The following is a 12,153-nucleotide window of genomic DNA, read 5'->3' on the forward strand; positions in this document are numbered from 1 at the left end:
AGGGCGGATCCCGCAGGGGATCCGCCCTTCGCCTCAACGCACTGCCGCCGAAGACTCAGCCCTCAGCCGACGGCTCACCCTTGTCGGCGTCCTTGTCAGCGTCCTTATCGACGTCATCGTCGGCGTCCTCGTCCAAGGCGTCGATGAACTCGACGCCGTCCAGCTCCGCGAGCCGGTCGGAGGCATCCGTCACCCCGCCCTGATCCGCTTCCAGCGCCTTGCCGAACCACTCGCGCGCCTCGTCCTCACGCCCGACCTCCAACAGCGCGTCTGCGTACGCGTAGCGCAGCCGAGCCGTCCAAGGCTGCGTCGAGTTGGACGCCAGCTCCGGACTCTGCAACGTCACCACAGCGGCGTCGGGCTGCCCCATGTCACGGCGGGCCCCCGCCGCGACCAGCCGCATCTCGACCTGCCCCGCTTTGTCGAGCTTCTGCACCTCGGGCTCGCCCGCCATCGCCAGCGCCTTCTCCGGGCGCCCCAGACCGCGCTCGCAGTCGGCCATGACCGGCCACAGGTGCTGCAGCCCGGTCATCCGCCGGGCAGCCCGGAACTCCGCCAACGCCTCGGAGTACTTCTGCACCCCGTACGCGGCGAACCCGGCCGCCTCCCGCACCGACGGCACCCGCGACGCGAGCCGCAGCGCCACCTTCGCGTACGCGTACGCCTGCTCGGGGTCCTCGTCCAGCAGCCGCGCCACCATCACCAGGTTCCGCGCCACATCCTCGGCCAAGGTCTTCGGCAGGCTCATCAGCTCCTGCCTGACGTCCTTGTCCAACTCCTCGCCGGTGACATCCTCATCGATCGGCAACCGCCGCAGCGGCTCCCGCTCCTGCCGGTCCCGCCCCCGGTCACGGTCCCGATCGCCGCGCCCGTACGGCCGGTCCCGGTCATCGTCGCGCCGGAAGCCACCCCCACGGTTGTCGTCCCGCCGGTCGTCCCGTCCCCGAGCACCACCGCCCTGCCCATACGGCCGATGCCCGCCACGGTCGTCCTCCCGCCGCGGCCCACGACCACCCTGCGGCCGCCCACCGTCCCGGTCATCCCTGCGATACGGCGCACGCCCGCGATCCCGGTCATCCCTGCGCTCATCACGCGCTCGGTCGTCCCTGCGGTACGGCGCACGCTCCCGACCCCGGTCATCCCGCTGCGGCCGATCCTCCCGAGAGCCGCCACGCCGATCGTCCCGGCGCTCGTCACGCGCCCGGTCGTCCCTGCGATACGGCGCACGCTCGCGATCCCGGTCGTCCCGCTGCGGCCGATCGCCCCGCGACTCACCACGCCGATCGTCCCTGCGCTCGTCACGCCGGAACCCCCCACGTCCACGGTCGTCACGGCCCTGGGAATCCCCTCCCCGGTCAGCCGGGCCACGGCCCGAACGACCGGAACCGAACCGGTCCCGATCGCCCCCACGCTCATCACGACGATCGTCCCGACGGTCATCCCGGCGGTCGTCCCGCCGAAAGCCGGGACCGTCCTGGCCACCGCGCCCGCGACGGTCGCCACCCCCGCGGTCATCGCGTCCACGGTTGTCGTACCCCCGCTCACCACGCGGCCGGTCGTCCCGCCGACGCTCATCCCCACGCCGCTCGTCCCCGCGGCGCTCATCCCGGCGGAAACCGCCCGACGAGCCGCCTCGATCGTCACGGCCTCGTTCATCACGCCGGAAGCCCCCGCCGGCCCGGCCACCGTCCTCCCGCCTGGGTCCGCGGGAACGCTCACGGCCATTGCTGCTACGCGGGCCGGACTGTCGTGGCCGACGGTCGGCTCGGCCGCGGTCGTCGGAGGAGTTGGGGGACATGATGACTCCTGTCTGCGTGCCTGCGCATCAATTCTCGCGCAGGCGGTGGAACAACGCTCTTCGGAAAAGCGAAGGGTAAAAACAAAAAAGCCCTTGGCCTCCAGCGCATGCACGCTGAAGGCCAAGGGCCATAAAGATTGTTCGGCGGTGTCCTACTCTCCCACACGCTCCCGCATGCAGTACCATCGGCGCTGAAAGGCTTAGCTTCCGGGTTCGGAATGTAACCGGGCGTTTCCCTAACGCTATGACCACCGAAACTCTGTTCAGGACTTCCGGATCAACAGAATCCGGGCCCTGGAGTCTCTTAGCGAACAAGCACACTCTTCAATTGAAGTGCGGTTGTTGTCTCAGAACCAACACAGTGGACGCGAGCATCTACGGACAAGCCCTCGGCCTATTAGTACCGGTCACCTCCACCCATTACTGGGCTTCCAGATCCGGCCTATCAACCCCGTCATCTCCAGGGAGCCTTAACCCCTCCAAGGGGGTGGGAGTCCTCATCTCGAAGCAGGCTTCCCGCTTAGATGCTTTCAGCGGTTATCCTTCCCGAACGTAGCCAACCAGCCATGCCCTTGGCAGAACAACTGGCACACCAGAGGTCCGTCCGTCCCGGTCCTCTCGTACTAGGGACAGCCCTTCTCAAGACTCCTACGCGCGCAGCGGATAGGGACCGAACTGTCTCACGACGTTCTAAACCCAGCTCGCGTACCGCTTTAATGGGCGAACAGCCCAACCCTTGGGACCGACTCCAGCCCCAGGATGCGACGAGCCGACATCGAGGTGCCAAACCATCCCGTCGATATGGACTCTTGGGGAAGATCAGCCTGTTATCCCCGGGGTACCTTTTATCCGTTGAGCGACGGCGCTTCCACAAGCCACCGCCGGATCACTAGTCCCGACTTTCGTCCCTGCTCGACCCGTCAGTCTCACAGTCAAGCTCCCTTGTGCACTTACACTCACCACCTGATGACCAACCAGGCTGAGGGAACCTTTGGGCGCCTCCGTTACCCTTTAGGAGGCAACCGCCCCAGTTAAACTACCCACCAGACACTGTCCCCGATCCGGATCACGGACCCAGGTTAGACATCCAGCACGACCAGAGTGGTATTTCAACAACGACTCCACAACCACTGGCGTGGCCGCTTCACAGTCTCCCACCTATCCTACACAAGCCGAACCGAACACCAATATCAAGCTGTAGTAAAGGTCCCGGGGTCTTTCCGTCCTGCTGCGCGAAACGAGCATCTTTACTCGTACTGCAATTTCACCGGGCCTATGGTTGAGACAGTCAAGAAGTCGTTACGCCATTCGTGCAGGTCGGAACTTACCCGACAAGGAATTTCGCTACCTTAGGATGGTTATAGTTACCACCGCCGTTTACTGGCGCTTAAGTTCTCAGCTTCACCACCCCGAAGAGTGACTAACCGGTCCCCTTAACGTTCCAGCACCGGGCAGGCGTCAGTCCGTATACATCGCCTTACGGCTTCGCACGGACCTGTGTTTTTAGTAAACAGTCGCTTCTCGCTGGTCTCTGCGGCCACCCCCAGCTCACCAAGCATGTTGGATCACCAGAAATGGCCCCCCTTCTCCCGAAGTTACGGGGGCATTTTGCCGAGTTCCTTAACCATAGTTCACCCGAACGCCTCAGTATTCTCTACCAGACCACCTGAGTCGGTTTAGGGTACGGGCCGCCACACAACTCGCTAGAGGCTTTTCTCGACAGCACAGGATCACCCACTTCACCACAAACGGCTCGGCATCAGGTCTCACCCCTCATGCCAGGCGGATTTCCCTACCCGACGGGCTACACCCTTACCCCGGGACAACCATCGCCCGGGCTGGACTACCTCACTGCGTCACCCCATCACTCACCTACTACAAGCTCGGGCCGTCGGCTCCACCAAAACCCTTTCACCCGAAGGATCCAGAGCGGCTTCACGGACTTAGCATCACCTGATTCGATGTTTGACGCTGCATAGCGGGTACCGGAATATCAACCGGTTCTCCATCGACTACGCCTGTCGGCCTCGCCTTAGGTCCCGACTTACCCTGGGCAGATCAGCTTGACCCAGGAACCCTTAGTCAATCGGCGCACACGTTTCTCACGCATGTATCGCTACTCATGCCTGCATTCTCACTCGTGAACCATCCACAACTCGCTTCCACGGCTGCTTCACCCGGCACACGACGCTCCCCTACCCACCCACACACCCGTTAAGGCTATCCATGTGAGTGACACGACTTCGGCGGTGTACTTGAGCCCCGCTACATTATCGGCGCGGAATCACTTGACCAGTGAGCTATTACGCACTCTTTCAAGGATGGCTGCTTCTAAGCCAACCTCCTGGTTGTCCCTGCGACTCCACATCCTTTCCCACTTAGCACACGCTTAGGGGCCTTAGTCGATGCTCTGGGCTGTTTCCCTCTCGACCATGGAGCTTATCCCCCACAGTCTCACTGCCGCGCTCTCACTTACCGGCATTCGGAGTTTGGCTAAGGTCAGTAACCCGGTAGGGCCCATCGCCTATCCAGTGCTCTACCTCCGGCAAGAAACACACGACGCTGCACCTAAATGCATTTCGGGGAGAACCAGCTATCACGGAGTTTGATTGGCCTTTCACCCCTAACCACAGGTCATCCCCCAGGTTTTCAACCCTGGTGGGTTCGGGCCTCCACACGGTCTTACCCGCGCTTCACCCTGCCCATGGCTAGATCACTCCGCTTCGGGTCTTGAACACGCTACTGGGTCGCCCTCTTCGGACTCGCTTTCGCTACGGCTCCCCCACACGGGTTAACCTCGCAACATGCCGCAAACTCGCAGGCTCATTCTTCAAAAGGCACGCAGTCACGACACCAAGTGCAAACACTTGATGCGACGCTCCCACGGCTTGTAGGCACACGGTTTCAGGTACTCTTTCACTCCGCTCCCGCGGTACTTTTCACCATTCCCTCACGGTACTATCCGCTATCGGTCACCAGGGAATATTTAGGCTTGACGGGTGGTCCCGCCAGATTCACACAGGATTTCTCGGGCCCCATGCTACTTGGGAAATCTCCAAACGAGCCGCAATGATTTCAGCTACGGGGGTCTTACCCTCTACGCCGGGCCTTTCGCATGCCCTTCGCCTATCACCACGGTTTCTCACTCGCCGACCGGCCGGCAGACCGATCAAGGAAACTCCCACAACCCCGCATGCGCAACCCCTGCCGGGTCTCACACACATACGGTTTAGCCTCCTCCGGTTTCGCTCACCACTACTCCCGGAATCACGGTTGTTTTCTCTTCCTACGGGTACTGAGATGTTTCACTTCCCCGCGTTCCCTCCACACCGCCTATACATTCAGCGGCAGGTGACAGCCCATGACGACTGCCGGGTTCCCCCATTCGGACACCCCCGGATCACAGCTCGGTTGACAGCTCCCCGGGGCCTATCGCGGCCTCCCACGTCCTTCATCGGTTCCTGGTGCCAAGGCATCCACCGTGCGCCCTTAAAAACTTGGCCACAGATGCTCGCGTCCACTGTGCAGTTCTCAAACAACAACCAGCCACCCACCACCCCCAACACAAGCTGGAGTTCACTGGGACCGGCACCAAGAGCTACAACCACACGGCCGTGCCCTCAGACACCCAACAGCGCGCCCAACCCGGCCAGTACAGGTTTCCGTGTTCCACGCTCCGAGGAGCAGTACTAGCGAAACCCGCCTGAACCAGGCTGAATAGTCAACGTTCCACCCATGAGCAACCCACCGTCAGACACTCGCTGACGTAGTGGGCCTCTGACCGGGCAAAGCCCGGTAAGAAGTGCTCCTTAGAAAGGAGGTGATCCAGCCGCACCTTCCGGTACGGCTACCTTGTTACGACTTCGTCCCAATCGCCAGTCCCACCTTCGACGATTCCCTCCCACAAGGGGTTGGGCCACCGGCTTCGGGTGTTACCGACTTTCGTGACGTGACGGGCGGTGTGTACAAGGCCCGGGAACGTATTCACCGCAGCAATGCTGATCTGCGATTACTAGCGACTCCGACTTCATGGGGTCGAGTTGCAGACCCCAATCCGAACTGAGACCGGCTTTTTGAGATTCGCTCCACCTCACGGCATCGCAGCTCATTGTACCGGCCATTGTAGCACGTGTGCAGCCCAAGACATAAGGGGCATGATGACTTGACGTCGTCCCCACCTTCCTCCGAGTTGACCCCGGCAGTCTCCCGTGAGTCCCCAACCTCCCGAAGGAGTTGCTGGCAACACAGGACAAGGGTTGCGCTCGTTGCGGGACTTAACCCAACATCTCACGACACGAGCTGACGACAGCCATGCACCACCTGTACACCGACCACAAGGGGGCCCCTGTCTCCAGAGGTTTCCGGTGTATGTCAAGCCTTGGTAAGGTTCTTCGCGTTGCGTCGAATTAAGCCACATGCTCCGCCGCTTGTGCGGGCCCCCGTCAATTCCTTTGAGTTTTAGCCTTGCGGCCGTACTCCCCAGGCGGGGCACTTAATGCGTTAGCTGCGGCACGGACCACGTGGAATGCGGCCCACACCTAGTGCCCAACGTTTACGGCGTGGACTACCAGGGTATCTAATCCTGTTCGCTCCCCACGCTTTCGCTCCTCAGCGTCAGTATCGGCCCAGAGATCCGCCTTCGCCACCGGTGTTCCTCCTGATATCTGCGCATTTCACCGCTACACCAGGAATTCCGATCTCCCCTGCCGAACTCCAGCCTGCCCGTATCGAATGCAGACCCGGGGTTAAGCCCCGGGCTTTCACATCCGACGCGACAAGCCGCCTACGAGCTCTTTACGCCCAATAATTCCGGACAACGCTCGCACCCTACGTATTACCGCGGCTGCTGGCACGTAGTTAGCCGGTGCTTCTTCTGCAGGTACCGTCACTTACGCTTCTTCCCTGCTGAAAGAGGTTTACAACCCGAAGGCCGTCATCCCTCACGCGGCGTCGCTGCATCAGGCTTTCGCCCATTGTGCAATATTCCCCACTGCTGCCTCCCGTAGGAGTCTGGGCCGTGTCTCAGTCCCAGTGTGGCCGGTCGCCCTCTCAGGCCGGCTACCCGTCGTCGCCTTGGTAGGCCATCACCCCACCAACAAGCTGATAGGCCGCGGGCTCATCCTACACCGCCGGAGCTTTCCACACGGAGATCATGCGATCCCGTGTCATATCCGGTATTAGACCCCGTTTCCAGGGCTTGTCCCAGAGTGCAGGGCAGATTGCCCACGTGTTACTCACCCGTTCGCCACTAATCCCCGACCGAAGCCGGTTCATCGTTCGACTTGCATGTGTTAAGCACGCCGCCAGCGTTCGTCCTGAGCCAGGATCAAACTCTCCGTGAATGCATCATTCGCGGAAGAGCGGAACAGTAACCAGAGGAATAGTCCGGCACTGTCCACAGCGTCCTCGCTGTAATTTTCTTCAAAGGAACCTCAACTCGCCTTCGGCGAGTCGGGGTATCAACATATCTGGCGTTGACTTTTGGCACGCTGTTGAGTTCTCAAGGAACGGACGCTTCCTTTGGATTCCCTCGCGGGTTTCCTCCGGACGTTTGCCCTTTCGGTGTCCACTACGTTAGCGCGTTTCCCCGGAGACTCATAATCGAGTCCTCGGAGTCAGTTTTCGGCGTACCGAAAGTGACCCCGATTCTGGGGTACATCGTAGGTAGTGATTGTCCGCTTCCGGGGGCCGCTCTCACTGGGCCTTCAGGCCCGTGGCAAGCCGTCCCGTTTCCAGCGGCTCGTCCAACATTAGGGGGTGGACCGGCCTGCGTCAAGCGAGGGCCGACGGTTCCGGGGCTTGTGCGGCCGGTAAGGGCTCACCGTCGGGTCGCCGTCGAGCCAGAAGCGCCAGGGGTAGTGGGCGCCGTCGCCGCCCACGCCGGTCCGCGGGCCGTTCTTAGTGGCCTCGGGATCCTGCCCCTCACCTGCGAGGATGCTCAGTGGGGCGGAGTCGTCGTGGGAGCACACGTCGGTGCCGTTCAGCTCCCGGTCCACGGCGAGGGCGGTGGCGAGGCGGGCAGGGCCCTTGGCCAGTTCCAGGTCTTTGCGGGCCTTGGGTCGGCGCTGCCGGGCCAGCTCCACTCCGTCCAGCACCTCGCCGGCGCGGATCAGTACACCGCTGGCCTGGCCCTCGGGGCCGCAGACGAGGTTGAGACTGAACCACATGCCGTAGATGAAGTAGACGTATGCGTGACCCGGCGGACCGAACATCGAGGCGTTGCGTTCGGTCCTGCCGCGGTAGGCGTGGGAGCCGGGGTCGGCCTCGCCCGCGTACGCCTCGACCTCCGTGATGCGCAACCGCATACGCCCCTGTGTCGTCGTGCGTACCAGGACGCGTCCGAGGAGGTCGGGAGCGACATCCAGGACAGGACGGTCGAAGAAGGCTCGGGGTAGGTGCGCATCGCCGCTGGTGGTGCTGGGGTTGCGGTCTCGGCCTGCGATCATGCCGTCCGAGCGTACAAGAACTGGTCGTGCTTCCCACGGGGGAAGCCGAAAGGGGAGGACAAGGGGATGGGCTTCAAGAAGCTGTTCGCGAGCATGGGGATGGGCGGCGCATCGGTGGACACGGTGCTGCACGAGCCGCATGCCGTGCCCGGTGGTGTGGTGCAGGGTGAGGTGCGGATCGAGGGCGGCTCGGTCACGCAGGAGATCCAGTCGCTTTCGGTGGGGCTCCAGGCCCGGGTCGAGGTGGAGACGAACGACGGGGAGGCGCACCAGAACATCGAGTTCGGCACCCAGCAGCTCGGCGGGGAGCTCACCCTGCACGAGGGGGCCTCGCATGTGGTGCCCTTCTCTCTTGAGGTGCCGTGGGAGACGCCGATCACGATGTTCCTGGGGCAGCAGCTGCGCGGCATGCAGATCGGGGTGACGACGGAGCTGGCGATCGCGCGGGCGCTGGACTCGACCGACCTCGATCCGGTGGAGATCCATCCGCTGCCGGCGCAGCAGGCGATCCTGGACGCCTTCGGACAGCTCGGGTTCCGCTTCAAGTCGGCGGACATGGAGAAGGGGCATATCCGCAACACGCGTCAGCGGCTCCCCTTCTACCAGGAGATCGAGTTCCACGCGCCGCAGCAGTACCGGGGGCTCAACCAGGTCGAGCTGTCGTTCGTCGCGGACTCGCGGGGGATGGATGTGGTGCTGGAGATGGACAAGAAGCCTGGGCTGTTCTCGGAGGGCAGTGACACCTTCCGCGCCTTCCCGGTGGACTTCGACTCCTACCAGCAGACGGACTGGGCCGGGTACCTCAATCAGTGGCTGGCCGAGGTCGGCGGCAAGCGGAATTGGTTCTGAGACCGGAGACCGGCGGAGAGCCGCCCCGGTCGTCGGGGAGCGTCGTCTGGACCCCGCTCAGCCCAGCAGGATGCTGAGCGGGGTTTCGCGTACCGACCAGAAGCCGACTGCCGCGGTGAAGACGTCCGCAGCGGCGGCGGCGTCCTCCGGGTCGGCCTGTTCGAACTCGGACCAGCCGGTGGCCAGCAGCAGATAGCCGCGGGGCTTGCCCCACCAGGACAGATCGGTGAGGAGGTCGGCGAGCGCGTCCCAGTTGCGGCCGAAGTAGTCGGGGAGCTCGAGACCGGTGGCGCAACGTTCCATGAAGTCGGCCTTGTTGTCGACGCCGGTCAGGTCCACCACAGTGCCGAACCAGCCTGCCGCGTCCGCCTGCATCAGCGCGTCCGGGCCGACCGAGGGCAACCGGTAGACGCCGGGAGGCACCGAGTCGTCGAAGAGGCCGGGGAGGTCGGCCTGGGGCAGCTCGGGCAGGTCCACGGGGCTGGTCATGGTCGGCACCACCGCTTCGGGGTCTCGTCGTGGTCACTCACCTGATGGCGTTGACGGCTGCGGGCACAGGGCTGGGGTGTACGGGGTGTGCTGTCGCACCCCGTCATGGTGGCAAAGAGAGGCTGTCCGGATCGTTAGGCTGGCCGTTGCAGCGATTCGCGTGACGAGGAGGTTCCCGACGTGACCGACCAGCAACGGCGCCCGCTCCCCCATGACTTCCACCCCCCGGTGCCGTCAATCCGCGTGGTGAGCAACGATCTGGCGGACGGCGGCCATCTGGGTTCCGCACAGGTGTACGCGGAGGGGAACACCTCGCCCTACCTGCGCTGGGAGGGCTTCCCGGAGGCGACGAGGAGCTTCGCCGTGACGTGCTTCGATCCGGACGCTCCGACCGGGAGCGGGTTCTGGCACTGGTCCGTCTTCGACATCCCCGCCTCGGTGACCGAGCTGCCCGCCGGTGCCGGTACGGGGGAGATGAAGGGGCTCCCCGAGGGGGCCGTGCATGTGCGCAACGACTTCGGGACGCGTGACTTCGGCGGGGCCGCGCCGCCGCCCGGGGACGGGCCGCATCGCTATGTCTTCACCGTCTATGCCGTGGACACCGAGAAGCTCGGTCCCGATGCCGAGGCGACGCCTGCCTTCGTGGGGTTCAATCTGCGCTTCCACACGCTGGCGCGGGGGCAGCTGATCGGCGAGTACGAGATCCCCGCGGAGGGCTGATCCCGCGGGGCTGTCCCGAATAATTCCGTTGCGCCGCGCTCCTGCGCGGCGCAACGTGTATGGGGGCAGTCGGCACCGTGGCGCGGTACATCACCGCGAGCGGGGGTGGCAGGCGCTGATCAGCGCCGCTGTCTGCCGGAGTCCGGCCGGGGGTCGGACGGCCGCGCCGACTGCCTTCGCTGCCGTCCGGGGCCGCTCTTTTCTCCGTTCCCGAAGTTCTCGTCTCGGTTCTCGAAGTTCTCGAATTCTCCGCGATTTGTCCCTCCGTGATCCTTTTCCGCCCTCTGTGACCTGGCATTCCCGGGTGCTTCATTTCCTGTACAGCTTGGGGAAATTGCGTTGTCGGCGTGCGTGGACAACGGCACAGTTGGTGCCACCCCGGCGCGGGCGCGTGCGGGCGGAGACGGAGAAGGGGAGGCGGTCGGGATGCGGGAGACGCTGGTACTGAACGCGAGCTTCGAGCCGCTGTCGACGGTGTCGCTGCGGCGGGCAGTGGTGCTCGTGATGCGGGAGAAGGCCGTGGTCGAGCAGTCGCATCCCGGGCTGCGGGTGCGTGCGGCGCAGGTGGAGCTTCCGGTGCCGCAGGTGATCAGACTCTGCCGGTATGTGCGGGTGCCCTTTCGACAACGGGCCCCGTGGTCGCGGCGGGGCGTCCTGGTGCGGGACCGGCATCGGTGTGCGTACTGCGGGCGCCGGGCGACCACGGTGGATCACATCGTTCCGCGTTCGCACGGCGGTGGGGACACGTGGCTGAACACGGTCGCGGCGTGTGCGGCGGACAATCACCGGAAGGCGGCCAGGACGCCGGCGCAGGCGGGGATGAAGCTGCTGGTCAAGCCGTTCGAGCCGACTCCGGCGGACGCGCTTCTGCTGGCGCTGGGGCTGAAGGAGGGGGAGTCGCTGCCGGAGTGGCTGTCGCTGCCGGCCGCGGCGTGAGCGAGGGGGCGGGGTGAGCAGGGCCCGGCGACCGGGCTCCGCTCACCCGCCCGGTGGACCGGGCCGTCGCTCACCGCAGCAGGAGCTGGACGATCGCGACGATGCCGACGGCCACGATGACGCCCCGCAGCACTCCGGGGGCCAGCTTGCGTCCGACCCGGGCGCCGAGCTGGCCCCCTACTGCTGAGCCGACGGCGATCAGCAGCACGGCGGTCCAGTCGAAGTCCGCGACGAAGAGGAAGAAGACGGCGGCTGTGCCGTTGACGACCGCGCCGAGGACGTTCTTGACGGCGTTGATGCGCTGGAGGTCGTCGGGGATGAGCAGGCCCATCAGGGCCAGGTAGATGACGCCTTGGGCGGCGCCGAAGTAGCCGCCGTAGGCGCTGGCCAGCAGTATGCCGCCCTGGAGGGGCAGCCCGCCGTGCGGGTGGGCGCTGTTGTTCTGGCGTTCGCGGCGGCGACGGACGGCGGCGGCCAGCCGGGGCTGGAGGACGACGAGCACCAGGGCGAGCGCGATCAGCACCGGGACGATGGTGTCGAACGCTTTGGACGGCAGGGTGAGCAGCAGGATGGCGCCGCCCAGCCCGCCGAGGAGCGCGACGGTGCCGAGCCGGATGACGCGGCGGCCCTGGCCGCGCAGCTCCCGGCGGTAGCCGATGGCGCCGCTGATGGAGCCGGGGACGAGGCCGAGCGAGTTGGACACGTTGGCGGTCACGGGCGGCAGGCCGACGGCGAGCAGCACGGGGAAGGTGATGAGTGTGCCGGAGCCGACGATGGCGTTGATGCCTCCGGCGCCGATGCCTGCCGCGCAGACGGCCACGGCCTCCCATACGGTCACGCGTCAGCCCCTTCGGTGATCGGTGTCAGTGCCACTGATCATGCCCGAAGGGGCTGCTCGTATGTGCGGCGGTCCGA

General features: G+C 64.7%; 8 protein-coding genes and 3 rRNA genes. 3 read left to right on the plus strand and 8 right to left on the minus strand.

The features are described from left to right. Nucleotides 1–55 precede the first annotated feature (55 nt). The 6 genes from ACQEU8_RS25405 to ACQEU8_RS25430 form a co-directional block, all read right to left on the minus strand. Nucleotides 56–808 (minus strand): hypothetical protein, encoded by a 753-nt coding sequence (locus tag ACQEU8_RS25405; protein WP_433104930.1) that lies wholly within the window; start codon nucleotides 806–808, stop codon nucleotides 56–58. Then, complete coding sequence (locus ACQEU8_RS25410; RefSeq protein ID WP_433104932.1) at nucleotides 748–1,659, minus strand: hypothetical protein; 912 nt, start codon at nucleotides 1,657–1,659, stop codon at nucleotides 748–750. Before ACQEU8_RS25410 ends, ACQEU8_RS25405 begins: the two co-directional genes overlap by 61 nt. Before the next feature lie 278 nt (nucleotides 1,660–1,937). Continuing rightward, nucleotides 1,938–2,054: ribosomal RNA gene (gene rrf / locus ACQEU8_RS25415) — 5S ribosomal RNA — on the minus strand. A gap of 121 nt (nucleotides 2,055–2,175) precedes the next feature. Then, a 23S ribosomal RNA gene (locus tag ACQEU8_RS25420) occupies nucleotides 2,176–5,301 on the minus strand. A 310-nt stretch (nucleotides 5,302–5,611) separates the two neighbouring features. Then, nucleotides 5,612–7,140: ribosomal RNA gene (locus ACQEU8_RS25425) — 16S ribosomal RNA — on the minus strand. Together the 16S, 23S and 5S rRNA genes form the textbook arrangement of a ribosomal RNA operon. A gap of 408 nt (nucleotides 7,141–7,548) precedes the next feature. Beyond that, the gene (locus tag ACQEU8_RS25430) at nucleotides 7,549–8,244 is read right to left on the minus strand and encodes a DNA-3-methyladenine glycosylase (protein WP_433104934.1); all 696 of its coding nucleotides are present in this window, start codon (nucleotides 8,242–8,244) and stop codon (nucleotides 7,549–7,551) included. A gap of 66 nt (nucleotides 8,245–8,310) precedes the next feature. Here ACQEU8_RS25430 and ACQEU8_RS25435 point away from each other — a divergent pair, with 66 nt between their 5' ends. Continuing rightward, the gene (locus tag ACQEU8_RS25435; RefSeq protein ID WP_433104936.1) at nucleotides 8,311–9,093 is read left to right on the plus strand and encodes a sporulation protein; all 783 of its coding nucleotides are present in this window, start codon (nucleotides 8,311–8,313) and stop codon (nucleotides 9,091–9,093) included. Between the two features lie 57 nt (nucleotides 9,094–9,150). Here ACQEU8_RS25435 and ACQEU8_RS25440 read toward each other — a convergent pair whose 3' ends face one another. After that, nucleotides 9,151–9,582, minus strand: coding sequence for a barstar family protein (locus tag ACQEU8_RS25440; protein ID WP_433104938.1), 432 nt, complete (start codon nucleotides 9,580–9,582; stop codon nucleotides 9,151–9,153). A gap of 180 nt (nucleotides 9,583–9,762) precedes the next feature. Here ACQEU8_RS25440 and ACQEU8_RS25445 point away from each other — a divergent pair, with 180 nt between their 5' ends. Both ACQEU8_RS25445 and ACQEU8_RS25450 read left to right on the plus strand, forming a co-directional pair. Then, the gene (locus tag ACQEU8_RS25445) at nucleotides 9,763–10,302 is read left to right on the plus strand and encodes a YbhB/YbcL family Raf kinase inhibitor-like protein (RefSeq protein ID WP_433104940.1); all 540 of its coding nucleotides are present in this window, start codon (nucleotides 9,763–9,765) and stop codon (nucleotides 10,300–10,302) included. Between the two features lie 426 nt (nucleotides 10,303–10,728). After that, nucleotides 10,729–11,238 carry an HNH endonuclease gene (locus ACQEU8_RS25450; RefSeq protein ID WP_433104942.1) on the plus strand — a complete coding sequence of 170 codons (510 nt, stop codon included), beginning with the start codon at nucleotides 10,729–10,731 and terminating at the stop codon, nucleotides 11,236–11,238. Nucleotides 11,239–11,308: 70 nt separating this feature from the next. On the opposite strand, the gene ACQEU8_RS25455 is transcribed toward ACQEU8_RS25450, so the two are convergent. After that, a complete protein-coding gene (locus tag ACQEU8_RS25455; RefSeq protein ID WP_433104944.1) occupies nucleotides 11,309–12,076 on the minus strand; it encodes a sulfite exporter TauE/SafE family protein in 768 nt (255 codons plus the stop codon). Between the last annotated feature and the right edge of the window lie 77 nt (nucleotides 12,077–12,153).

The sequence above is a fragment of the Streptomyces sp. CA-250714 genome, from assembly GCF_050936705.1.
In the GTDB taxonomy this organism is placed as follows: domain Bacteria; phylum Actinomycetota; class Actinomycetes; order Streptomycetales; family Streptomycetaceae; genus Streptomyces.

Excerpts from the sequence above, each read along its gene's own strand:
- ACQEU8_RS25430 (WP_433104934.1), bottom strand. The coding sequence starts at position 8,244 with ATGATCGCAGGCCGAGACCGCAACCCCAGCACCACCAGCGGCGATGCG.
- ACQEU8_RS25435 (WP_433104936.1), top strand. The coding sequence starts at position 8,311 with ATGGGCTTCAAGAAGCTGTTCGCGAGCATGGGGATGGGCGGCGCATCG.
- ACQEU8_RS25440 (WP_433104938.1), bottom strand. The coding sequence starts at position 9,582 with ATGACCAGCCCCGTGGACCTGCCCGAGCTGCCCCAGGCCGACCTCCCC.
- ACQEU8_RS25450 (WP_433104942.1), top strand. The coding sequence starts at position 10,729 with ATGCGGGAGACGCTGGTACTGAACGCGAGCTTCGAGCCGCTGTCGACG.